This window comes from Undibacterium sp. RuTC16W (genome assembly GCF_049339445.1).
Lineage (GTDB): Bacteria > Pseudomonadota > Gammaproteobacteria > Burkholderiales > Burkholderiaceae_D > Undibacterium.
Genome location: NZ_JBMPPE010000003.1, coordinates 376,730 through 401,117, shown reverse-complemented (window position 1 = coordinate 401,117; position 24,388 = coordinate 376,730). Strand labels below are relative to the sequence as shown.

The following is a 24,388-nucleotide window of genomic DNA, read 5'->3' as shown; positions in this document are numbered from 1 at the left end:
GGGTGTGCCATGCGCATCCTGCTGTATTAAATGCCGCAAAGATCAATAGGAATCAGCATGACCTACGTCCCACAAATCAAAATTCCCGCGACGTATATGCGTGGTGGCACCAGCAAGGGTGTATTTTTTCGCTTGCAGGATTTGCCCGCAGTAGCGCAAGTTCCTGGTACCGCGCGTGATGCTTTGCTCTTACGCGTGATCGGTAGTCCTGATCCTTACGGGAAACAGATTGACGGCATGGGTGCTGCGACCTCCAGTACCAGCAAGACAGTCATCCTTTCTAAAAGTAGCAAGGCCGATCACGATGTAGATTATTTGTTCGGTCAGGTTGCTATTGATAAAGCCTTTGTTGACTGGAGTGGCAACTGCGGCAATCTGTCTGCAGCCGTTGGCTCTTTTGCGATCAGTGCAGGATTGGTGGATACAAGTCGTGTTCCACAAAACGGTGTTGCCGTCATTCGCATCTGGCAAGCGAATATCGCCAAGACTATCATTGCGCATGTACCGATTACCAATGGTGAAGTACAAGAGACTGGTGATTTTGAACTTGACGGCGTGACCTTTCCGGCAGCGGAAGTGCAGCTAGAATTTATCGATCCGGCAGCCGATGAAGACGGCGCTGGTGGTTCTATGTTCCCAACCGGGAACCTGGTCGATGATCTGGAGGTGCCGGGGGTTGGCACACTCAAAGCGACGATGATCAACGCCGGTATTCCGACCATTTTTGTGAATGCAGACGCTATCGGCTACAAAGGAACCGAGTTACAAGATGCGATTAATAGCGATGCCGCCGCATTGACTAAATTTGAAACCATCCGTGCCTACGGCGCAGTTCGTATGGGGCTGATTAAACATATTGATGAGGCAGCGAATCGTCAGCACACACCGAAGGTCGCCTTCGTCGCTAAGCCGGCTGATTATGCGTCATCCAGCGGAAAACAAGTAGCCGCTGCCGATATCGATTTGTTAGTACGAGCGATGTCGATGGGCAAATTACATCATGCCATGATGGGTACCGCAGCAGTGGCGATCGGCACTGCCGCTGCGATACCTGGCACACTGGTCAACCTTGCCGCAGGCGGTGGCGACCGGACGGCAGTGCGTTTCGGCCATCCTTCCGGTACTTTGCGCGTTGGCGCAGAGGCTACGCAAGTCAATGGAGAATGGGCTGTGAAGAAGGCCATCATGAGCCGCAGTGCACGTATTTTGATGGAAGGTTGGGTGCGTGTGCCGGGCGACGTATTTTGATGTGACATGGCCGGTATGACGGTTTATAAAAACAGAACAAGTCTCTGAACTGTTGACCGTCTTATGGATGCTCTTGGCCAATAATGGCAATACGACATAACAGACGCCAGCTTTTTTAATTCGTTCTGAACGATGCAGAATTTGATACACCGCAATGTGAGTGCAATGTGGTGAGGGAACTGCTGTGCCTTGAATTTTGTTTACCCTACACTGCAGGTAGCTGATGGCAGCGATGATTGAAGATTTTCTTTGCTGAGATCGTTCATTTTTTTGAAATTAAAAAATAAAGCCTTAGCAGCCGAGGGGCGAAAAAAATAAGAAATAAAGTCGTTTCAATTTTTGGCATCAATTTGGATCTTAATTTGGCAATCCCAGTTTTGACGCACATTTGACGTACACATCCTCAGTTGGAGACACTATGAATTTCGCAGACTTCTATAAAAAATCGATCAACAATCCCCAGACCTTTTGGGATCAAGAAGCGCAATTGATTGACTGGGCGGAGCCGTACACGCAAGTCCTTGATTACACTCGTCCACCTTTCGCAAAATGGTTTGTCGGCGGCAAAACCAACCTCTGTCACAATGCAGTTGATCGCTGGGTTGTAACGCAAGCCGATAAGCCAGCATTGATTGCCATTTCCACAGAAACGAATTCCGAGAAAGTATTTAGCTTCGCTGAATTACAAGCAGAAGTACAGCGCATGGCCGCGATGATGTTGTCGTTAGGTGTCAAGCAGGGCGACCGTGTCTTGATCTATATGCCGATGATTGCGGAGGCCGCATTTGCCATGCTGGCCTGTGCCAGAATTGGCGCTGTACATTCCGTTGTGTTTGGCGGTTTTGCAGCGAAAAGCCTGGCAACTCGTATCGATGATGCGCAACCCGTTCTGATCGTGTCGGCAGATGCCGGTATGCGAGGCGGCAAGGCCGTGCCATATAAGCCTTTACTGGACGAGGCGATTGCGGCTGCAGCGCATCAGCCACAACATGTCTTGCTCGTGAACCGTGGTTTGGATCCGATGACTCTGGTGGCCGGGCGGGACGTTGATTACGCGAGTTTGCGCGAGCAGTATTTGCATGCGACGGTGCCGGTTACTTGGCTGGAATCAAATGCGATTTCGTATATCTTGTATACCTCGGGCACAACCGGCAAACAAAAAGGGGTGCAGCGAGATGTCGGAGGCTATGCGGTTGCTTTGGCATCGTCAATGAAGCATATTTATTGTGGTAATCCAGGAGAAACCTATTTCGCTACCTCTGATATCGGATGGGTTGTCGGCCACTCCTACATTGTGTACGGGCCTTTGATCGCTGGTATGGCGACGATCATGTATGAAGGAACACCGGTTCGTCCTGACGCAGGAATTTGGTGGAGCATCGTCGAGAAATATCAAGTCACACGGATGTTTTCTGCACCGACGGCGATTCGCGTTCTAAAAAAACACCCGCCAGAGTTGATGAAAAAATATGATTTATCTTCGCTGAAGGCCTTATATCTTGCGGGTGAGCCCTTGGATGAGACAACGTCCAGCTGGATTGCGACTGAGCTTGGCGTGCCGGTTATTGATAATTACTGGCAGACAGAAACAGGCTGGCCAATTTTATCCATCGCCCGTGGTATTGAGAATAGAGCTACCCGCTTAGGTAGCCCGGGGGTGGCGATGTACGGCTATGACGTCCAGATTATCAATGAATCGACAGGCGAAGAATGTGCTGCTAATGAAAAAGGTGTCGTCGCGATCAAAGGACCGCTACCGCCTGGATGCATGCAAACAGTCTATGGTGATGATCAGCGCTTTGTGCAAACCTACTGGAGCAATTTCTCGCATGCACAGTTGTATTCGACATTTGACTGGGGTATTAAAGATGCCGACGGTTACTATTTTATTCTTGGACGTACCGATGACGTGATTAATGTCGCTGGTCACCGACTTGGCACTCGCGAGATCGAAGAAAGCATCTCAAGTCATCCACACGTGTCTGAGGTGGCGGTGGTCGGTGTTGAGGATAAACTCAAGGGGCAGGTTGCGGTTGCTTTTGCGATTTTGAGGTATCCTGATATGGTGATTAATGAAGAGGCAAAACGCGCACTGGAAGCTGAAATCATGGCCGTCGTGGATAAACAATTAGGCGCAGTAGCGCGTCCGTCACGCGTTCACTTTGTGAGCACTTTGCCTAAAACCCGTTCTGGTAAATTGTTGCGCCGTTCGATTCAGGCGATTTGCGAAGGGCGTGATGCAGGTGACTTGACCACGATTGAAGATCCAGTTTCTTTACAGCAAATTAAGCTGGCATTGCAATGTTGACTAGCCGTACCCGGATATTTTGTGCGTTGCAAAAATATTGCTGAATATGAGGAAATATGTTTGCAAATTGACAGAATTTAACATTAGTTCTCTTGATTACTAGCAACTGAAAGTCAATACTTAAATACCATTCATATCCTAAGGGAGTAGACATGAAAATTTTGTCTAAAGTAGCCGCATGCATTGCACTTAATGTCTTGCTCGCCAGTTCGGTTATGGGAGCAGATCGCGGCTCTGAACCCGAAGCTGAGGCGATGGTAAAAAAGGCCGTGGCATTGATTAAGTCTGCGGGAGCAGAGAAAGCTTATGCGACTTTTACAGAACATCCGGGTGGTGCATTTAAAGACAGAGATCTGTATATTTTTGTCTATGATTTCAAAGGGAATTGTTTAGCTCAGGGAGCCAATCCCAAGATGGTTGGAAAAAATCTCGTTGGTTTGAAAGATGTTGACGGTAACGCCTTTATCCAAGGGATGATCAACGTGGTAAAGGACAAACAAAAGGGTTGGTATGGGCCTTACAAATTCACCAATCCCAATACCACTGAATACGAATTGAAAAAATCGTATTGTGAAAAAGGCGAAGGCGAGACTATGGTCTGTGTCGGAACTTATCTGGTTAAATAAGCTGATCGAGTAACCCGGTCAAACAACCTGATTAAATCGTCGTATAGGATAAAAAAACCTCCAGGCTCTGGAGGTTTTTTTTCGAGAAAGTGTAAACAATATCGGTCATTGCCAGTAAAAATGCTAGGCTAACAAGGCAGCAGTCAAGGATCTGACCTCTTCTTCCGATTCCTCGAGAATGCTGTTTAATGTGCCATCGCCGACGACGAAATCGATTTCTGACGCATATTGATTTGGCTCAGTTTCAAAGCGCATTTCGAGTGGTGAGCGGATGGAGGCGAGTTCGTTTGCCAGCAACAGGGTATCACCGAGTGTTTCTGGCGGCATAGCGCGTAAGCCGAACCAGAGCGCTTCTACGGCATCCAATACCGGTTGTGGCAACATCAGGTTCTTTAAAACGACTCGACCGATGATGGTCTCAGGCGTTTCTTCTGTCGACTCAATAATCGTATCTGAAAAGGCAGGCAGGTCGCTAGCCAAAGGGTCTGGTTTGTTATCGAGCAAGCAGGGGAATTCTTCGACTCTTGATAACAAATAAAAGCCACCAACCTCATGCACAATACCGGCGAACATGGCGGTATCCGGATCGAGTTTGGTAATACGGCGGGCGATTACTTGTGAGAGAGCAGCGACCTGAGCAGTATGCTCCCAAAGCTGATTGGCCTTGGCGCGGGTTTCAGGGTTCTTACTGGCACCGGCGAGCTGGCGTACAACCAGGGTAGCGACAATTGAGCGCAACGTGCGGAAACCAAGCCTGGCAATTGCCGATTTGACATTAGTGACGTCGTTGCCGCGGTTGTAGGCAACAGAATTGGCAATGGCGACAACACGGGCAGACAGCAAAGGCTCATTCATGACCAGCTTGGCTGCGGTATCTGCGCTGCAATCAGGCGCATCTAATGCTTGTTGAATTTTAAGGGATGCCGTCACATTGGTAGAGAACACCAACTCTCCCCGATTGGCCTCGGCAACGATACTATTGAGAGCTTCCGTTTTATCCATGGCAGAATTCATATTGGCATTGATAGACATATACACCGGCATGGCCGGACCTGTTATTTCACTGAGAATTCAAACACGCATTTATGACATCTTGCGTTGTTTCATCAATAAAATTACGCCATCACATTTCGAGCTAACTGACCAGCTACTAGGCTATCAGGCGCGTAGTTGATTGCTCAACTGATTGCACAACTGATTAATCACCATCTCATTCTGAGCGACTTGTAGTTGCAGGTCAATGAGTATGGTGATTATTGCTATTTGTTGTAACTTATTGCAAAACATTCTACAACTTCTGCTGTTCTGTGATCCATTTGTCGATTTTGGCTTCTAGTAAATCAAGTGGTAGCGTTCCATCACTTAAAATCGCGTCATGAAACTGGCGCAAATTGAATTTTGTTCCCAACTTGCTCATGGCACGTTGCCTGAGCTCCATTATTTTCAGTGAACCTATCTTATATCCCAATGCCTGGCCAGGCCAGGCCATATAACGTTCAGTCGCGTTGCGTGCAGTTGCTTCATCATACCCCAATGTTGCCTGAAGGTATTTAATGGTTTCCTCACGTGTCCAGCCTTTCCCATGGAGGCCTGTATCCACTACCAGTCTGGAGGCGCGTAGCAGCTCATCTGTCAAATGGCCGAGATACGCGTTCGGATCGTCAAATACCCCCATTTCTTTACCCAATGTTTCTGCGTAGAGAGCCCAGCCTTCGGTATAGGCGTTATTGCCACCAAATTTACGAAACTTGGGAATATCGAGCTCTTGTAAAAACGCCAGATGGAAATGATGTCCAGGTTGTCCTTCATGCAGGAATAATGTTGTCATCCCAGTCGTTGCGTATTGCGCAGGATCATTGATGACAGCCCAGAATACACCGGGACGCGAGCCATCAATCGCAGGTGCCGAGTAATGATCCGAGGCAGTCTGCCTGCTGATTTCGGGTTCGGGACGTATATCTAGTGGTGCCTTGGGAATTTTGCCGAAGAGCTCTGGTAATTTGCCGCGAATCACAGTGTCGATGCGACGGTATTCCGACAGTATTTCCGCCTCGGTTTTAAACGGGCGATATTGGGTTTGTGTATCGATCCATGCAGGTAAACCTTTCGGATCGCCGCTATAGCCTAATTTTGGTCCAAGCGAAACAAATTCATTTTGAATACGGGCGACTTCTTTAAGTCCTATTGCGTGAATGGTCTCGGGATCAAGCGAGGTTGTCGTCTGATCGCGTACCAGCGCCTGATACCATTTTGCACCATTTGGCAAAACTCCTAGTCCAGAGCTATTGCGGCTGGCGGCAAGGTAGTCTTTTTGCATAAAGGTATTGAGCTGGCGCAAAGCAGGCAAAGCTTTTTGTGTAATCGTGTCACGATATGCTGCTGTTAAACGAGTTTTATCTGCCTCACTAAAGTCAGCCGGGAAATTTTTGACAGGAGCGTAATATGCATGATCCTCAGCATGCGCGGTGACCAGCGCATTTAACTGAGGTAAGGTCGACAGGACTAGCGACCGCGGCAACACAATCCCTTGTCGTATTCCTTCGCGCATATTGATGATGGCCTGATTTATCCAGGCCGGTAATTGAGCGACTCGTTTCAGATAGATATCGTATTGCGCGGGTGTTCGTAATGCCTGAGAGCTTTGTCCACTCGCAAAATTAGCCAAGATGACTGGCACACTATCCATCTGATTCAGTGGCATCAACCGCTCATTAAAAGCGAACATCGCTAACGCCGACTGAACGTCGTAATTGAGGCAGTCGTACGTAACCTGATCTGCGGTGCTGAGTGCAGTGCGATCAATGTGACGGAGTTCTTTGGCGACTTTGTTGTACATCGCTATTTCACGCGCTCTGACGGCAGGTGCCAGCGTCATCGGCAACTGATCGTCAAAGCGGTTATCGCCATTCCCGGTTGCCATCAGCGGCTCAAAACGAGCGACTTGATTGTAATAATTTTCGGCCAGAATGCTGAGTCGTTTGCTTGCTACTTTAACGCTGACTGAACTACTGCCCACCTCTTTTACAGCAGCGAAAACAAGGGGTGTTATTGCAAATGAACTACTAAATAAACCCAGTGAAAAAACGAGTGTCGTCAGTGATACAGACTTGCGCATGAAATACATCCTGGTAAAAAATATGAGTAAAAATGGGAACAAAAATTGAAGAGCAATGATTGAGGAAATAGGCGAAGAGAGTAAGGTGAAAAAATGGATCTACTCGCAGTTAACCATCCATGGTGTACCGAACTGATCGACCACCATTCCAAACCGCTGAGCCCAGAAGGTTTTTTCAAGTGGCATGATGATCTTTATAGCCTGCTCTGATAATGCGGCAAACAGCCGTTCCGCTTCCGCTACATCCTTGGTATTCAGTGACAAAGAAAATCCTTTCATACCTTCATAAGGATGGCCTGGCATATTGTCGGAGCCCATCAGAGTCCGGCCATTGATCAACATGCTGACATGCATGATCAGTTGTGCTGCCTCAGGCGGACATTGGTCTGCCATAGGCGAGTCACCAAAACGATGGAATGCCTCGATTTTTCCCCCAAGACGTTGTTCATAAAAACGAAATGCAGCTTCACAATTGTTGTTAAAAGTCAGATAGGCATTGAGTTCCATCTTGGTCTCCTTAGTTTGTATGAGGGGAGTTGCCGTCACGCTTGAAAGGTTTCAGATGACAGCATTTCATCATATCATCAGCCCATGCAAAGGTGACCGCACGGCTTGTAATTTGGGAAGATTCCAACAAGTAGCTCATGCTCAGCGAGGCGCTGGAATTACTCGTCCTGCAAAGCAATAATGAGCCAGGAAGCTTATAAATAGTGCGTTTTAACAAGAGAGAACTACCGGGAGTTTCTAAAAACTAGATTAAGTTTTTTTAAAAATTGGTCGATATAGAGATGTTCTGTATTTCTTCTGGCATGGGAGTTCACCATGATCATTGCATCGTCCGATATCTTGCTGGCGTCCAGCTCTGCGAGTTCCTCTCAACTGGATATTCATGAGAGCACCCGTGCCTGGATTGGGCGCCAGCGCCCCAATTTTGACAATCCAAGAACTCCCTTAGACTTCAATGAGTCAGATAGCACCGTACAACTCTCTGATGCTGGCCGCACGGCGCTGGCGAGAGACCTGACGTCCTCTTCCGTTATCCATCGCGATGCTACCAGCGAGGCGCAAGCAATTGAACAAGCAAATGCCGCCGCAGAAAATGATCCAAAATTACGATTGATCATTAGTCTGATTGAGCGTTTAACGGGCCGAAAAATTAATTTCTTCCACAATTCGGATCTGACGTCTTCAGAGGCGACAGGTAAGCTTTCGTCGAATGCTTCTGATAACTCTACTGATAGCGACTCTGGCAGCGCTACGGTCCCGTCGGCGCCATCACCACGGAAAGCAGGCTGGGGGCTGGAGTACCAGCGTCAGAGTTCTTACACTGAGACAGAACAAACCTCGTTTCAAGCCACAGGTCTTATTCATACTACGGATAATCAGGATATTAAATTTAATCTCAGCATTCAATTGCAACGTAGTTATCACGAAGAAAGTAGTCTCAGCGTACAGGCTGGAGATGGTAAGAAGATTGATCCGCTTGTGATCAATTTTTCTGCTAATTCTGCACAACTGACTTCGCAGAAATTTTTGTTTGATTTAAATGCAGACGGCACCAAGGAGTCGGTCTCGTTTGTCCAGGGGGCTGGTTTTCTGGCGCTGGATAAAAACGGTGATGGCAAAATTAACGATGGCAGGGAGTTGTTTGGCCCTGCGACCGGGAATGGATTCAATGAGCTTAAGGCTTTAGATAGCGACGGCAATGGCTGGATTGATGAAGCAGATCCCGCATTTCAGCAACTACGTGTATGGACTAAAGACGCCATTGGCAAGGATAAGCTGAGCACGCTCAAGCAGGCGGATGTCGGGGCACTGTTTCTTGGTAATGCCAGCACACCGTTTTCGATTAAAAATGCACAAAATCAGTCTCAGGGACAATTGGTGTCATCTGGACTATGGCTCTCGGAAGAAGGTAAGGCCGGTAGTCTTCAGCAGATTGATCTGATCGCCTGAATTTCGCAATTTTCAATATTCCCAATTCTCTTAATATTCAGATATCTTCTGATAAGGACATCGGTGCGGGCGATTCATGTCGTGTATGGGGCGACGTGACATAGTTTGGCAGTGAGTCACGTGAAGGTGATTGTCTTGGTCTGTCCTGGCGCGCTCGTGCAGACGGGCGAGGCTTGCGCTCTATTGGTTGCAGTGGATTATTCACCATATGAGGTAATTGATTTACTGCCTGGAAAATTTCCAGTTCTGACGGCTTAGCCCGAGATTGCCAGCGCAAGGTAGATACTCCCGCGCTGCGCGTCAGTTGATCCCGCTCCTTATCTTTTTCCACATTATGCATACGATCATCCAGCTCAATAATGCAGATCAATTCCATCGTTTTGCTATAGATTGCATAATCCACCCGTTTTTCATTGATTTTCCAATACGCGTAGCGGTTTTCCTGAAAGCTGTCTACCGGTGCGATCAGTGCCGCCATGGCGACTTGAGGGAACACGTGCACACCAGGTAGCGAGCGGCAAAGACGGCCAAAAAATTCCACTTCGTTCGGCGTCATCAGTGCAACGGGTTTATAGTGCGAACGTCTTCTTTTCGGCTTGGATTTCGTCGCTTTGAATGCAATGCTGATAAGCAACAGAGCAACAACAAAAAGTACGAAAACCTTGCCTGGAACGTCGAAAAATTGGTTAATCATGTGAAGCACAAAAGTGTTTTTAGATAGATGCTTAAATGCTAACACGTCTTTGCATGAAAAACGCGGATAATGTTAGTAAATTCACAGCAATCATTTATTTTTCAATAATTATTCATTTATCAATTATCTGTAACAATCTGGAGCACTCTTGAAAACCGCACTCATTCCTGGCAAAGCCGTCGCGAAAATCGACAAGCAAATTATTGGCAACCTCTTACTCACGCAAGTCAGTGTCGATATTGTGAAAGAAGAGAAAATGATTATTGGTATCCGCAATGAAGCGGGTGATATCTATCGCTTGATAGGGGCGACTCGGGTCAATAGTTATATGAATGCGATCGAAGAATTGTTCGATCTTGAAATGAATGACGAACTCGATGGGATAGAGGAGACAAGAGAAGGTTGTGATGCGATTTTCAGTTTTGCCTGATGAGGTAAGTCATCCTCAGGCAAGAAAAAACCGGCTTGACCCTGTGTTCAAGCCGGTTTTTTTACGCATGCTGCATTAGTATTTAGCGCATGAATTTACCATCTTTACCGATGACAGTCAGATCGACAAAGTGAGAGCCATTGTGGCTTGACGGAGTAAACTTCACCTGGAAGCCACCCGCATCGTAATTCGACATTGATTCCAGGTTGCGTACAAAATTTTCACGTGTCAGATTACTCCCGGTACGTTTTAAGCCCTCTACAAACACTTTTGCAGCGATAAAGCCTTCGAGACTGACAAAACCGACTTCGCGCCCAGGTTTGCTGAGGTAAAGGCTTTTGTATTCTTTGATGATAGGGAGAATTTCATCCCAAGGTGCCGGTACCACTTGCGAGATCATGACACCCCGGCCATCTTTACCGAGTTCTTTGGATAAAGCTTGACTGCCAACGAAAGAAATATTCCAGAAAATCGGTGCACCGACCGCATCTTTCAGCATGTCTCTGATAAATGCTGCGCAGGATTTGTATGCTGAGATCATGATCACCGCTTGAGGTTTGGCGAGTTTGATCTGAGCGACTGCTTGCGCCACGTCGACGCTGTTACGCTCTACCGTGGCGATGCCGATGACGTCGATATTGCGCTTTTTCATGGCGCGAGTGACACCTTCTAAACCCGCTTTACCATAAGCGTCGTTTTGATAAAACACGGCGATGCGAGAGATCGACAGCGTAGTGATGTGTTGTACGATTTTTTCTGTTTCTTCAAAATAGCTGGCGCGTATGTTGAATACATTCCGGTTAAGTGGCTCACGCAATGATTGCGCGCCGGTAAAGGCAGCGAAAAATGGAATCTCCGCTTTGGTCACCAATGGTAAGGCTGCATTAGAAGTGGGCGTACCGACATAGCCAAATAAAGAAAACACGCCTTCAACATCAATTAATTGTCTGGTATTTGACGTTGCGCGGTCTGCTTCGTAACCGTCATCAAGTGTTTTTAAAACGATTTGACGGCCTGCCACACCACCTTGCGCATTGATGTGGTCAAAATAGGCTTGCGCACCATCACGCATTTCTGTTCCAAGTTGTTGCGCCGGGCCTGTTAGCGCTGCGGATTGTCCGATCAAAATGGACTTGCTGCTCACGCCTGTTTCGGCATGCACGATCGTGCTGAGAAGCAAACAGAAGCTGGTGAGCAATAGGGAGATAGATTTCATTGTGATGTTGTGTAATTGAAAATAAGGTAAAACATTGGCGCCGGCACTTCGACTGGCAAAGTAAAGATTAGTTGCAGGAAAATTCCGCAATGCAACAAATCGTGGGCTGATTCTAGGGCCGGTATATGACCTAAACGTGACCTAAACGTGACCTATAGGTGTCTTACCTATGGCATGAATATGAATTAAATGTGAAAGGCGATTGATAAATGTTAGGAGTGATAGAAGTATTGTAGTTCGTGTAATTATTTATGCTCGACGATATAGGTCAGGAATTTTATTTTTACTGAGTAGCATCATCCACAGGCTGCCTGCACTTAGTAGCAGCCAGTTAAGAGAAGGCATATGCAGTGTTTGCGCCAGATCAAATAAGACGCCGCCTGCCAGACTACCGATCATCGTTCCCATACTCTGATAAAAAATTTGCTGTGACATCAGCTTGCCTGTATCTTCCGACGACTGATTTGCATGGCGTGCAATCAGCACATCAAACGATGGACCGTAAAATACCTGACCAAATGAGAGCAGGATGGCGGAGGCAATGACCGCGACCCCATGATTGCCTGCGACGACCATCAATACAAAGCTAGCGAACAGACAGGCATAGCCGATTTGTAGAAAACGAAAATGTTCTAGTGTACGAACGGCTCGTTTTGATACCGGAATCTGGAAAAAAATGATGACCAGCGCGGCTAACCAGAACGGTGTCGATACCGGAATCTCAGGCGTGTATTTCGGAATGTGCAAGCTAAACCCGATCATCGGTTGTACGGCGAAGCACCAGAACACTGCATTCGACAGGAGAAACAGGATGGGCAAACTGGCAGTGGATGTTTGTCCTGCAAGCGAGCGCTCCTCACTTGCTGCCTTGTTCTCGATTAATTCCTGTACAGCCAGTGCGGCATTGCTGTCGGCTTCATGACGAGCGATTGCCCGCATTGCGTAGAGCATGAAGATCGCATAAGCGATAAAAGTGATCAGCACGATCAGGAATACAATTTTTAAACTGTGATTAGGCACCCAGCCCGCAATCAGATAACCCAATACCAACCCCATACGGATTGCGAAAGCCAGACGACTAAATAGAGAGGCCTGATCGAGTTCTTTTAGTTTGAGTAAATAATTTTTGAGACCGGGAAAAGACAGGCCACTTCCCAGCCCGGCCAGCAAGGCGAACAACGCCAGCGCCCATGCTTGTTGCAGGTAAGCCATGCAGTACAGGGCGATACCCTCAAGCAGAATATTACCTGTCACGGCGAAGGGATGATTTGCCAGACCAGGGTAGCGGCTGCCCAGATGTGAGCCAATGACGCGTCCCAGATTTAAACCAAACAATATCGATGCAGCCCAGGTTCCTGAAAAAGCTTTACCGGTTTCTGAGACGATCAATGGCGTATATAAAGCTACACCTGCCGACGCCAGTGCCACGCCGACATAGATCAGATAAGAATTAAAAACGGAATTGAACGGTCTGGCTTTGGTGTGCATGTAAGAACAACGAATGAGGTCTGAATATCGGCCTACGGCACGTCGACATTCAGGCGTATGAGGACCATCAAAAAGGTGCTTAACTACTTTGAGCTAAGCGGATTTGCTTCATCAGACACAAGGCGGTGTAAAGTAGCGGCACTGGCACCGATACGGTCAGACAGTTACATCAAAAATAGTAATAACAATAAACAAAGCAGCAGTACGAACTAGTACAACATCGCAATTGCCAGATCAGCATATAACCATATAACCAGAGGAGACAACGCCATGATTGCACGCTACATCAAAGCCATACTCATCACCGGTGGCATCATCATGCTACTGGTAGGCCTACAGTTTATCGCACCACAGCAACTATTGCATATACAAAACTTAGTTGTGAGCGACAGTGCAGGATTGTTATTCGCGCGGCACTGGGGTTTGCTGGTCGCCTGTCTCGGTGGACTGACGGTGTATTCCGCGTATCATCCGCCGCTTCGCGCCCCCGTCATCATCGCCGTGACGATAGAAAAAATTTGTCTGGTCGGTGTGCTGCTCGCCAGTATGGACGATCCTGCGCTCAAGCCAATGTTGCCGGTCATTGCGCTGGATGGTCTATTTATAGTTTTGTTTTTGCTGTACTTGTCAGGCAAGCGCAATGCGGCGGAGTGAGTCGCAATTAATCACTTAAGGTTTATTGTTGCGGTTTTTCTTTCGTAGTTTCAAGTGCGGCTACAAACACATCCAATGCGTGCAGTAGTTGCTCATCCGGGAGTTGTAATAACTGATCACCGACATACCACTCAAACATAGACTGATCGGGCAGAGCCGTATGCACTGCATTACCAAATAGCCAGATACCATGTTTTTTCGCAATGTCATTGCGTATCCCGGTTGCCTGTTCTTTCGTCACTGGCAAATAAAGGTGGAGCATATTCGCTTGAGGCTGCGCCGGATTGACATGCAGTTGCGGATAATTTTTCAGTAGCTGATACAGGCTTTGTGTGCGCTGAAATAAGGCGGGCATGTCGGCAATACGCTGATCGAATTGCATCGCCGCAGCGACGACATAAGGTGTGCGGCGAAATACGTTGCCGCCTTGCCGCCGCATCCACAAACTCGCTTTGGCGATCATCTTCTCACTGCCCAAGAGCATTGCGCCACCCAGCCCGCCTATACCTTTATAAAACGAGACATAAACCGTATCAAAACCGTCGGCGATTTCATGCAAGGGACGTCCGTAGTAGCTCTGTGCTTCCCACAAACGTGCTCCATCCATATGCAGATGAATATTCTCTTGTTTGCAGTAGACTTTGATCGCGTCAAGCTGTTCCCAGGTCGGCAGCTGGCCACCGATTTCGCGCATCGGTAATTCGTATTGCACTGCGCCGATTTTTTCCGGAAAGGCTTGTAAATCATCGACAGTCCATGGGCGATGTGCATTACCGAGCTGGCATGAATTGAAGTGCTGGAGAACCTGATGGTTACTATTTTCATGCACCAGAATATGAGAGGTCGCATGCAGTCCGACCAGATTGCTACCACGCTCGGTACAAGCAAGACGTAATGCGGTCACCTGTGTCATGGTGCCGGTGATGCAAAATAAGGCAGCTTCCTTGCCTAAAAGAGTCGCAATTTTTTTCTCAAAGTCCTGGACCAGTTCTCCCTCTCCATACGTGTCATGGGTCACATGATTTGCGTCGCACCACTGCGCCATGGCTGCAAACTGCTCAGCAGGTTGCAGCAGCTTATGCCCGGGCAAAATCGTATGACAACTCAGACGCAGCGCGGCGATTTCGGCATTCGTCAATTGATAACTCCTTCAGGCAGAATGGTGATGTAACAGATTCAACGGCTTATTGTAATGGATGTGAGCGTTGCGCCAATCTGAGCGGGTATGACGGCAGATAGTTCCCCGGCGATTTTAAATAGTCGCTAATCAAAGCGTAATTCAGGCAGAATTATGATAATACCGGTACGAGATTTTTATCAGGATCATCCTGTCTATTGAGTACAGACTGTTATTGCACTGTATTTTCGCTAGCTTGTTTTTTTGTCGCCCCTATTTCAGCAACCCAATTTACATAGAGCCATCATGTCAGCAGACCTGCAAACACCCTACGAATCAGGCAATCAAAATCAGACCACGACCTGGGAGCAGTGCATTGCTTTTTACCAGCGACTGGCAGAGCGTTTTCCGGCGATTTTGTATTTTAGTCAGATCGGTGTATCAGATGCCGGTGTGCCGATTCATGCCGGTGTGGTGAGTGCGGATGGCGTATTCGACCGTGAGCAGATTGCGCTGGAAAAGCGTCCGGTGTTTTTTAATAATAATGGTATTCATCCCGGCGAGCCTGAAGGAATTGATGCCTGTATGGCTCTGGTGCGTGATTTTTGTATTGAGCCTGACAGGTTGGCACGCTTGGGACGCACGGTATTTTTATTCATCCCGATATATAACGTGGATGGTTGTCATAACCGCCAGGATACCTCTCGTGTGAATCAGGATGGGCCAGAGATGTTTGGCTTTCGCGGGAACAGTTTGCATCTTGATCTGAATCGTGATTTCATCAAATGCGATAGTTTGAATGCGCAGGTATTCAATCAATTTTTTACGGCTTGGGATCCTGATGTGATGGTGGATACGCATACCTCGAATGGTGCAGATTATCCCTATACGATGACCTTGATCCACACACAATCGGATAAGCTGGGTGCTGGTCTCGGGCAGTTTTTGCGTCAGACGATGTTGCCAGCGGTCTATCAGGATATGGCACAACGCGGCTGGCCGACTTGTCCTTATGTGAATCCCATCCTGGAAAGTCCGGATCAGGGAATCGAAGAGTTTTTGGAAACAGCGCGTTTCTCGACAGGTTATGCCGCCTTGCATCACACTATCGGCTTTATGCCAGAGACCCACATGTTGAAGCCGTTTGCCGATCGCTATGCATCGATGCGCGCACTGGTCGAAGTTGTACTCGACTTTACGGTCAGCCATGGGGCGCAGATTCAGCAGTTACGTGATGCGGCGCGGCAGCTTGGCCAAACCCGCAGCCATTGGCCGGTCAACTGGCAACGTGATGATGAGCGTGTCTCTACGGTCAATTTTAAGGGCTATGCCGCCTGTCACCGTCCTAGTATCTTGGGTGACTACAGTCGCTTGTACTATGACAAGAATCAGACATGGGAAAAACCGATCCCTTACTACAATCATTTCAAAGAAGCGGTAGTAGTGCGCTCACCGGTCGCCTATGTGGTGCCGCAGCAATGGCGTGCGGCGATTGAGCGTCTGCAATGGAATGGTGTTGAATTTGAACGACTCAGCGCGAACAAAACAGTACAGGCACAGAGCTACCAGATCCGCTCTGTGCAATCGCGCGCTCATCCATATGAGGGGCACATGTTCCATGATGAGATAGTGCTGGATGCCGTCAACGGTCAGCATCAGTTGCGTGAAGGCGATGTCTGGATTCCACTGAATCAGGAGCAGGCGCGCTATGTCGTCGAAACGCTGGAGCCGCAGGCGCATGACAGCTTCTTTCGCTGGGGATTTTTTAATAGCGTACTGGAGAAAAAAGAAGCTTACTCCGACTATGTGTTTGAAGACCTGGCGGCAGAATTGTTGCAAACCGAGCCGGAACTCAACAAGCAATTTGACGCATGGAAACTCGCGCATCCTGAGTTGCTGACCGACCAGAGCGCCGTTCTGGATTTTATCTTCACGCATTGCCAGTGCTTTGCTGAACCTGAATGGCGGCGTTATCCCGTGCTGGCAATATTTGAGTAAAAACTTAAATAAAAACAAAGAGATAGCACGATGCAAAGATAAATTGTGAGCAAAAGGACAGTTTTATTCGGAAATCGTGCGTTTTTGGAAAAAAGTTGATCCACGGATACAAATTTAGACTTTGAATTTACTCTAAATTTAATTAGAATCAAATCAGCCTCGTCAGGCTATTCAATTCACTCAGGAGTCGCCATGAAGAAATTTGTCTCACAAGCAGTTATGGGTTTGGTGTTGGTTTCAGGCATTGCCTCAGTCGCACAAGCAGCGAACGTTGATACCTCCGTCGATGGCATTTTTACTGCGCTGACAAGCAGCAAAGATTTGCAAGCGACTGTTGATACATTGATCGCGAACGGTGCCGGTGCCGGTTCAGTCGTGTCTGTCGCAGCGGCAGCAGGTATTTCTCTCGATACAGTCAAAGATTTGTCTATCTGCACAAACGATATCTCCGCTGATTCACGCGTTCTGAGCGCTACTTGCCTCAAGCCACGCACTGTTGCAACTGCGTATGTTGCTGGTATGAATGATCCTTTGAAATATCTGCCAGCAACAGCGGCAGGTGTCCGCAAAGACAAAACAACGAAATAATCCTTGCTGTATGAGCGCGATTGTTTCAAACGCATTCGCGCTCATCGCAGTCTGGTTTCAAAGAGCGGCACAGATCTGATCTGTGCCGTTTTTTTGTTGAAGCAATTTTTATTCGTGAAACTGAATCATCAAACTTTCAGATGCCTCCCGCACTATCCATGCGCCTTCTGGCGCGAAAATGGTCTGCGAGGCGCATGAATAAAGCGGTTTCCATTTGTATGCTTAATTCAAGGCAAACAATTGTGCTTGCTGACGATCCCTTCGCACTACTCTCCAGTCCCTTACTTCTCTGTTGGCACCTGCATCGTGATATTTTCTTGCCATGCAGAAAATCTTCCACACATATGAAAATATTTCCTTGATGAAATTTTCAGGAATTGTTTCGTCATAACAAATTATTTCAATAAATTTAAATTTATTTACCACTCATCATGTATAAATTAACAACTTTACGTCTTATAATAAGTTAGTAATTAAAAATACGATGCTGGCTATATTCGATGTGGCACTCATATTTGCGCTAAGAGTCATGCAAAGTGGTCTCATCCATCATTCTGAAACGGATGAATGATTTGCATACAAATTTCTTATTGAATTTGAACTGATCAAACCCACGTAGTTACAACGACCGATCTGACGTGGTTAGTTACTCAGTGAATTACTTGGTCAATTATGTAGTCAATTAATTAGTCAGTAAGTCAGCAAATCAACAAGTTAGCGGTAGTACACAGCAGTGTAAATAAACTCAAAAAATGTCAACCTACAATTGGAGTCAACATGGCAAACCTATTAGAGCTGGACGGTATCTCAGATAACATCAATTATGATCCCAACAATCTGCTGGATATCATCATCAAACAATTGCATCTGAAAAATGATGCCGCTCTCTCCAGAGCACTCGAAGTTGCACCGCCAGTCATTAGTAAAATCCGTCATCGTCGCCTGCCAGTCGGTGCCTCGTTGCTGATACGGATGCACGAAATCAGCGACCTGAGCATCAAAGAGTTACGTGGTCTGATGGGCGATCGCCGTGATAAATTCAGAATCAGCGATGTCCAATTCAAGCCAAAATAAATGGTGATAAGCAGAGGACAAAAAAGCGATGCAGATTATTTCTGGATCGCTTTTTTATTGGTGTACATGGATATATTGCGGATTGAAAAATGGCTGGAGTTTTTAAGGTGCAAGCCGTTCTGTTTCAATGAGGCGGATAAATGTCATCTTCCAGTTGACTTCCCAGGACGCGCCTGCGTCCATAGAAAATGCTTGTTCCCAGCGTGGGTTTTCACCGGGTGTCGCGATCCAGGTAAAACGGATTTTGATCGCTTGTCCATTCAAAATATCATCGGCAAAAAATAATCCGACGTGATCGCTAAACCGCCCGACTACGGGAGTATCGAGCTGTGTCGGGTTGCGGCCGTCGAGCCACCAGATAGACCAGTTGCCAGAATCGATGCAGTAAGAACGCATCGCTACTGCGCGAAATGAGCCTTCAGGAAATTCAAGCAAATTATCTTCAAGATTGCCGAAGCCACCGAGAATTTGACTGGTAGATGATAATCCGTTGAATGCAGTCCACTCGTCGCATTGCGCAAAACGGGCATTCAGTCTTTGATGTTCAACACGCCAGTTACCAATCATAAAATCAAAGTCTTTTGGTGCAGCGGTATCTGGTGGCAGTGGCATGGAATAAATAGGCTAATAGCGGGCTAATGATTTTTACTGATTCGATTCGGACAATTTCTTTGTACCCGGCAGCGCCGACGCTTCTTTTTTTTCAACTTCCTCATCGCTATTGACGGAAGAATCGTCGAGGTAGCGCTCGACTAGCTCAAAAAACTTTCCGTAAAAATCGCCGGTAGGAATGGTTTCGCTGGCGACTTTTACCAGCGAGTCGTCGCTCGCACCAAATGGCAAGGACACGGATCCTAAGGCGCCTACGCCGATGCTGGCGGAATTGCTACTTTTTTTCAATGAGTAACGGTCACGTACGGCATTGGCAAAGACGGTTGTGCTATTACTTCCTTTACTATCTGCAGCGCACACTACGGTGAATTCAATCTCGGCGTGAATATCGCTGTCGTGCTGGAATTTTCTGCGACCTTTGACAAAGGACAATCGGGAGTCGCTGATGACATACCCCTGACTGAGCAAGGCACGACGCGCGGCCTCGCAAGAGTTTCTTTCTGTGCCGGGGAAACTATGGGTGAAGACATCGGTGGAGCCGAATTCTTCATCTTTTAAATGGACTTTTGTGCTGCCCAGGCCGCCACCAAAGCTGCCGCAGCCAGTCAGCATGACTACGTAAGCAAATGTGCCGGACAAGTACAATGAGCGACGTGATGTTGACGAGGCTAAGCGTGTAAATAAAAGTGAAAATGAGCGTGAAAATGGCGAGTGCATTGGATCCGTATTTCTAAAGAGATAAAGCGGTGTCGTTTTGTGGGTCTGTGCGCCTGAGAGCCTGAGAGTGATTAAAAACTACCGGCAAACTGATAGCGCAGGCCAGGGTGCCACATGGTGACAATCGTAGCGATTTTACCTTTGGACAGCGTTTGACGGTGTAACAGTAAGCAAGGTTCTTTGTGAGTAATCTGTAACATCGCGGCGATATGTTTGGAGGGTAACAGGGCTTCAATCCGGTAGCTCACGCTTTGCAGCGGCGCGACGACCATCAGGTATTCATTAGGTGTCATGGTAGAGAAATCTTGCTTCAGATACTCTGGCGCAATATCGGAGTTGACCCAGCGGTCTTCCACCTGAATCGCCACGTCATTTTCAAAATGCACAATTACGGAATGAAACAGGGTATGGCCTATTTTCACTTTGAATTGTTGCGCCAGTATGTCAGTCGCTTTGACCGTGTCGAGCTGATGAAGTTCGCTGCGATGTATATGACCACGTGCACGGACTTCTTCAGCAATACTTTTGATCTCGACCAGCGTCGCCTGATATTTATGCTGGGCGACATAGGTGCCGGAACCCTGAATACGCGTCAGGATCTGCTCGCTGGTCAGCTCGCGCACAGCACGATTGACCGTCATGCGTGAGACGCTGAATTGCTCCGCTAACGCTGCCTCGGAGGGAATGGCATCGCCTTCTTTCCAGGTGCCGGACTGGATTTCTTTGAGTAAATAATCTTTGATACGCTGGAAGACCGGGGCGTTTTCTGCTGGTGTGGACACGTCGTTCCTGAATAAATAAGTTGCCGTATTGTCTCATACAAAAATCCGCTTGCAAAAGTTGTATATACAACTTAAACTAATTCCATCGATCTGGCATCGTCTGGATCGTCGTCTGAACCGGCGCTGTATGAATGGTGCTTTGCGTGCATGACGATCGGACCACACCTTAAAAACGAGATGGGAGCAATGATGAATAATGATCCACGCTGGGACGCAAGCCGCGTCATCCACGCACCGCGCGGTGCAGAAAAAACCTGCAAGACCTGGGTAGCCGAAGCAGCCTACCGGATGATTCAGAATAATCTCGATCCTGCTGTGGCTGAAAATCCTAAACATCTTGTGGTGTATGGCGGGATCGGACGCGCTGCCCGTAACTGGGCATGCTATGACCAGATCCTGGCGTCTTTAAAAGAGTTAGGTGAAGACGAAACCTTGTTGATTCAGTCTGGTAAGCCGGTCGGTGTATTTAAGACGCATGAGGATGCGCCGCGTGTCCTGATCGCGAACTCCAATCTGGTGCCGAAGTGGGCAAACTGGGAACATTTTAATGAGCTCGACCGCAAAGGTCTGTTCATGTACGGCCAGATGACGGCAGGTAGCTGGATCTATATCGGTACTCAAGGCATTGTGCAGGGTACTTACGAAACCTTTGCTGAAGCCGGACGCCAGCATTTTGGTGGTGACTGGGGCGGGCGCTGGATTCTGACAGCAGGGCTTGGCGGCATGGGCGGCGCACAGCCACTTGCTGCGAGTTTTGCCGGTGCTGTTTCCCTGAATATCGAATGTCAGCAATCGAGTATCGATTTCCGCCTGCGCACTCGCTATGTCGATAAACAGGCAAAAGATCTCGATGATGCGCTGGCACTGATCAAACATCACTGTGATCGTAAAGAAGCCGTCTCCATTGCTTTGCTCGGTAACGCCGCAGAGATATTGCCTGAGCTGGTGAAGCGCGCCAAAGCCGGTGGTATGAAACCGGATCTGGTCACAGATCAAACCTCAGCACATGACCTGATTAACGGATATTTGCCGGTAGGCTGGACCGTCGAGCAATGGAAGGCTGCACAGCATGATGCGGGTCAACACGCCAGACTGACCGCCGACGCTGCTCAGGCATGTGCCGTGCATGTGCAGGCCATGCTGGATTTTCATGCGATGGGCATACCGACGGTGGATTATGGCAATAACATCCGCCAGGTCGCGTTTGATACCGGCGTCAAGAATGCCTTCGACTTTCCTGGCTTTGTTCCTGCGTATATCCGCCCGCTATTCTGTGATGGCAAAGGTCCGTTCCGCTGGGTTGCTTTGTCGGGTGATCCGGAAGATATCCGTAAAACCGATGCCAAAATCAAAGAGCTTTTCCCGGACAATAAGGGCGTGCATAAATGGCTGGACATGGCGGGTGAGCGTATCGCCTTCCAGGGTTTGCCAGCACGTATTTGCTGGTTAGGTCTGGGTGAGCGTCACATCGCTGGCCTGGCATTTAATGAGATGGTAAAAAACGGCGAATTAAAAGCACCGATCGTGATCGGTCGTGATCACCTCGACACAGGTTCTGTCGCCAGTCCAAATCGCGAAACAGAATCAATGATGGACGGCACCGATGCGGTCTCCGATTGGCCTTTGCTGAATGCCTTGCTGAACACGGCAGGCGGTGCGAGCTGGGTGTCCTTGCATCATGGCGGCGGTGTTGGTATGGGCTATTCGCAGCATTCTGGCATGGTGATTGTGGCTGACGGCACAGATGCCGCAGCGAAACGCCTGGCGCGCGTGTTGGTCAACGATTGCGGTTCGGGTGTGATGCGTCATGCTGATGCAGGCTATCCGCAAGCGGTTGCCTGTGCTGAACGCAATGGCTTGAATTTGCCGATGATTAATCATTCGAAGTAAATGAGTTGAAGCAGTAAATTTAGACCGTAAATTGATCAGGATAGGCAGATCAACACTCCCTCTCCCGCAAACGGGAAAGGGAGTGGCAGCAATATAGTGTGCGAGTATTGTGCGAGAAGATAATCAGATAAAACGACTTGTCGCAGCAGCTAGTTAGAGTTAATTTGAGATAAATTAAAAATGCAATCCGCAGTATTCATGAGCCTCTTGGAGCATAAATGGCTCAGAAGCGGCATGGATATTGCGGTATCTGTTGTAGTAATCCTATTCAGAACAAACAAAGACCATCAAGGATCAGTATGAACACGAATACTTTCATCATTCGCCCGGGCCAAATGAGTTTGTCCGATTTGCGCGCAATCTGGCGTACGGCGTTGCCGCTGGCGCTGGATGCCAGTGCTTATGAAGCGATCAACGCCTCGTCGGCGACGATACAGAGCATCGTCAAAAAAGGCGATGCGGCATATGGTATCAATACCGGTTTTGGCAAACTCGCCAAGACCCGCATCCCAGATGAGCAGCTAGAGTTATTGCAAAAAAATCTGATCCTGTCGCACTCGGTCGGTTCCGGTGAACTGATCGCTGACGATGTTGTGCGCCTGATCCTCCTGATGAAGATCGCTAGCCTGGCACGCGGTTACTCAGGTATCCGCGCCAGCGTGATCGATAGCATGATCGCTTTGTACAACGCGGGCATCATGCCAGCGATTCCGGTCAAAGGTTCGGTCGGCGCGTCCGGCGATCTGGCTCCCTTATCTCATATGACGCTGGCTTTAATGGGCGAAGGCGACGTGCGCGTCAACGGTCAATTGGTGTCAGCAAAACAGGCACTGGAAAAAGCGGGCATTACGCCAGTCGTGCTGGCGGCAAAAGAAGGTCTGGCGCTGATCAATGGTACGCAAGTATCTACGGCGCTGGCCTTGAATGGTTTGTTTCTGGCTGAACGCTTGCTGGAGGCAGCGACGATTACTGGCGCTTTGTCTGTTGATGCCGCGAAAGGCAGCGATGCGCCATTTGATGCACGTATTCATGCCGTACGTGGTCAACCCGGCCAGATAGCGACGGCCAGCATTTATCGCGAATTATTGAGCGGCAGCGAGATTCGCCGCTCCCATCTGGTCAACGACGAGCGCGTGCAAGACCCTTACTGCCTGCGCTGTCAGCCACAGGTCATGGGCGCCTGCCTGGATATCATCAATAACGCCGCCCGTACTTTGTTGATTGAGGCGAATGCAGTGACCGATAATCCGCTGGTATTTCTGGATACCGGTGAAGTTATTTCCGGTGGCAATTTTCATGCAGAACCTGTGGCATTTGCTGCGGACACATTGGCACTGGCTATCGCAGAAATCGGTTCTATTTCCGAGCGTCGCATTGCCTTGCTGATTGATGCGAGTCTATCTGGTTTGCCACCTTTTCTGGTGCCAAATTCTGGTTTGAATTCCGGCTTCATGATTGCGCATGTGACAGCAGCAGCCTTAGCCTCAGAAAACAAATCTCACGCGCATCCGGCAAGTGTCGATACCATCCCGACTTCAGCGAATCAGGAAGATCACGTCAGCATGGCGACTTACGCCGGACGCCGTTTGCATGAGATGGCGCACAACACGGCGACCATTGTCGGAATTGAATTACTGGCGGCAGCGCAGGGTGTCGATTTTCATCAGCCTCTGGAAACCTCGGCAAGCCTGGCAACGGTGCATCATGCATTGCGTCGTAAAGTCGCGTTCTATGACAAAGACCGCTTCTTTGCACCGGATATTGCCGCCGCAAAACAGATGGTGCTGGACGGTGAATTGAGCGCACAATGTCAGCATTTATATACACATCTTTATCTGTCTTAAAGATAAAGAAAAATACAAAATTTGCATAAAC

21 protein-coding genes are annotated in these 24,388 nt (G+C 48.2%); 11 read left to right on the top strand and 10 right to left on the bottom strand.

Annotation, left to right across the window (positions count from 1 at the left end):
• The first annotated feature begins 57 nt into the window (after nucleotides 1–57).
• From prpF to ACO0K4_RS08565, 3 genes are all read left to right on the top strand, one after another.
• The gene (gene prpF, locus ACO0K4_RS08575; protein WP_422956198.1) at nucleotides 58–1,248 is read left to right on the top strand and encodes a 2-methylaconitate cis-trans isomerase PrpF; all 1,191 of its coding nucleotides are present in this window, start codon (nucleotides 58–60) and stop codon (nucleotides 1,246–1,248) included.
• A gap of 418 nt (nucleotides 1,249–1,666) precedes the next feature.
• Nucleotides 1,667–3,556 (top strand): propionate--CoA ligase, encoded by a 1,890-nt coding sequence (locus ACO0K4_RS08570; RefSeq protein WP_422956197.1) that lies wholly within the window; start codon nucleotides 1,667–1,669, stop codon nucleotides 3,554–3,556.
• A gap of 152 nt (nucleotides 3,557–3,708) precedes the next feature.
• Nucleotides 3,709–4,182, top strand: a complete 474-nt coding sequence (locus tag ACO0K4_RS08565; RefSeq protein WP_422956196.1) for a cache domain-containing protein — start codon at nucleotides 3,709–3,711, stop codon at nucleotides 4,180–4,182.
• A 123-nt stretch (nucleotides 4,183–4,305) separates the two neighbouring features.
• On the opposite strand, the gene ACO0K4_RS08560 is transcribed toward ACO0K4_RS08565, so the two are convergent.
• The 3 genes from ACO0K4_RS08560 to ACO0K4_RS08550 form a co-directional block, all read right to left on the bottom strand.
• Nucleotides 4,306–5,184, bottom strand: a complete 879-nt coding sequence (locus tag ACO0K4_RS08560) for an HDOD domain-containing protein (RefSeq protein ID WP_422956287.1) — start codon at nucleotides 5,182–5,184, stop codon at nucleotides 4,306–4,308.
• A gap of 286 nt (nucleotides 5,185–5,470) precedes the next feature.
• The gene (locus ACO0K4_RS08555; protein ID WP_422956195.1) at nucleotides 5,471–7,297 is read right to left on the bottom strand and encodes a DUF885 domain-containing protein; all 1,827 of its coding nucleotides are present in this window, start codon (nucleotides 7,295–7,297) and stop codon (nucleotides 5,471–5,473) included.
• 99 nt (nucleotides 7,298–7,396) lie between these two features.
• Nucleotides 7,397–7,804: a VOC family protein gene (locus tag ACO0K4_RS08550; RefSeq protein WP_422956194.1), complete on the bottom strand. Its 408-nt coding sequence runs from the start codon at nucleotides 7,802–7,804 to the stop codon at nucleotides 7,397–7,399.
• Between the two features lie 315 nt (nucleotides 7,805–8,119).
• On the opposite strand from ACO0K4_RS08550, the gene ACO0K4_RS08545 reads away from it, so the two are divergent.
• Entirely contained in the window at nucleotides 8,120–9,253 is a 1,134-nt protein-coding gene (locus ACO0K4_RS08545; RefSeq protein ID WP_422956193.1) for a hypothetical protein, read from the top strand.
• A 37-nt stretch (nucleotides 9,254–9,290) separates the two neighbouring features.
• Here ACO0K4_RS08545 and ACO0K4_RS08540 read toward each other — a convergent pair whose 3' ends face one another.
• On the bottom strand, nucleotides 9,291–9,947 hold the full coding sequence (locus ACO0K4_RS08540; RefSeq protein WP_422956192.1) for a DUF2726 domain-containing protein: 657 nt from the start codon (nucleotides 9,945–9,947) through the stop codon (nucleotides 9,291–9,293).
• A gap of 148 nt (nucleotides 9,948–10,095) precedes the next feature.
• Here ACO0K4_RS08540 and ACO0K4_RS08535 point away from each other — a divergent pair, with 148 nt between their 5' ends.
• Nucleotides 10,096–10,377 carry a hypothetical protein gene (locus ACO0K4_RS08535; protein WP_422956191.1) on the top strand — a complete coding sequence of 94 codons (282 nt, stop codon included), beginning with the start codon at nucleotides 10,096–10,098 and terminating at the stop codon, nucleotides 10,375–10,377.
• 82 nt (nucleotides 10,378–10,459) lie between these two features.
• On the opposite strand, the gene ACO0K4_RS08530 is transcribed toward ACO0K4_RS08535, so the two are convergent.
• Entirely contained in the window at nucleotides 10,460–11,593 is a 1,134-nt protein-coding gene (locus ACO0K4_RS08530; RefSeq protein WP_422956190.1) for an ABC transporter substrate-binding protein, read from the bottom strand.
• A 249-nt stretch (nucleotides 11,594–11,842) separates the two neighbouring features.
• Nucleotides 11,843–13,081, bottom strand: coding sequence for an MFS transporter (locus ACO0K4_RS08525; RefSeq protein WP_422956189.1), 1,239 nt, complete (start codon nucleotides 13,079–13,081; stop codon nucleotides 11,843–11,845).
• A gap of 270 nt (nucleotides 13,082–13,351) precedes the next feature.
• Here ACO0K4_RS08525 and ACO0K4_RS08520 point away from each other — a divergent pair, with 270 nt between their 5' ends.
• Nucleotides 13,352–13,735, top strand: coding sequence for a hypothetical protein (locus ACO0K4_RS08520; RefSeq protein WP_422956188.1), 384 nt, complete (start codon nucleotides 13,352–13,354; stop codon nucleotides 13,733–13,735).
• A gap of 22 nt (nucleotides 13,736–13,757) precedes the next feature.
• Here ACO0K4_RS08520 and ACO0K4_RS08515 read toward each other — a convergent pair whose 3' ends face one another.
• Nucleotides 13,758–14,873 (bottom strand): threonine aldolase family protein, encoded by a 1,116-nt coding sequence (locus ACO0K4_RS08515; protein ID WP_422956187.1) that lies wholly within the window; start codon nucleotides 14,871–14,873, stop codon nucleotides 13,758–13,760.
• Nucleotides 14,874–15,158: 285 nt separating this feature from the next.
• Between ACO0K4_RS08515 and ACO0K4_RS08510 the strand changes: the two genes are divergently transcribed.
• From ACO0K4_RS08510 to ACO0K4_RS08500, 3 genes are all read left to right on the top strand, one after another.
• Complete coding sequence (locus ACO0K4_RS08510) at nucleotides 15,159–16,850, top strand: M14 family zinc carboxypeptidase (RefSeq protein WP_422956186.1); 1,692 nt, start codon at nucleotides 15,159–15,161, stop codon at nucleotides 16,848–16,850.
• Between the two features lie 192 nt (nucleotides 16,851–17,042).
• Nucleotides 17,043–17,438 carry a hypothetical protein gene (locus tag ACO0K4_RS08505; protein WP_422956185.1) on the top strand — a complete coding sequence of 132 codons (396 nt, stop codon included), beginning with the start codon at nucleotides 17,043–17,045 and terminating at the stop codon, nucleotides 17,436–17,438.
• 777 nt (nucleotides 17,439–18,215) lie between these two features.
• Nucleotides 18,216–18,512 carry a hypothetical protein gene (locus ACO0K4_RS08500; protein WP_422956184.1) on the top strand — a complete coding sequence of 99 codons (297 nt, stop codon included), beginning with the start codon at nucleotides 18,216–18,218 and terminating at the stop codon, nucleotides 18,510–18,512.
• 102 nt (nucleotides 18,513–18,614) lie between these two features.
• On the opposite strand, the gene ACO0K4_RS08495 is transcribed toward ACO0K4_RS08500, so the two are convergent.
• From ACO0K4_RS08495 to hutC, 3 genes are all read right to left on the bottom strand, one after another.
• Nucleotides 18,615–19,124 (bottom strand): DUF1579 domain-containing protein, encoded by a 510-nt coding sequence (locus ACO0K4_RS08495; protein WP_422956183.1) that lies wholly within the window; start codon nucleotides 19,122–19,124, stop codon nucleotides 18,615–18,617.
• Between the two features lie 33 nt (nucleotides 19,125–19,157).
• Nucleotides 19,158–19,841 (bottom strand): DUF2242 domain-containing protein, encoded by a 684-nt coding sequence (locus tag ACO0K4_RS08490; protein ID WP_422956182.1) that lies wholly within the window; start codon nucleotides 19,839–19,841, stop codon nucleotides 19,158–19,160.
• Nucleotides 19,842–19,912: 71 nt separating this feature from the next.
• Complete coding sequence (gene hutC / locus ACO0K4_RS08485) at nucleotides 19,913–20,623, bottom strand: histidine utilization repressor (protein WP_422956181.1); 711 nt, start codon at nucleotides 20,621–20,623, stop codon at nucleotides 19,913–19,915.
• A 147-nt stretch (nucleotides 20,624–20,770) separates the two neighbouring features.
• Between hutC and hutU the strand changes: the two genes are divergently transcribed.
• Both hutU and hutH read left to right on the top strand, forming a co-directional pair.
• Nucleotides 20,771–22,513 carry a urocanate hydratase gene (hutU, locus tag ACO0K4_RS08480; RefSeq protein WP_422956180.1) on the top strand — a complete coding sequence of 581 codons (1,743 nt, stop codon included), beginning with the start codon at nucleotides 20,771–20,773 and terminating at the stop codon, nucleotides 22,511–22,513.
• 299 nt (nucleotides 22,514–22,812) lie between these two features.
• Nucleotides 22,813–24,357 (top strand): histidine ammonia-lyase, encoded by a 1,545-nt coding sequence (gene hutH / locus ACO0K4_RS08475; protein ID WP_422956179.1) that lies wholly within the window; start codon nucleotides 22,813–22,815, stop codon nucleotides 24,355–24,357.
• The last annotated feature ends 31 nt before the right edge of the window (nucleotides 24,358–24,388 follow it).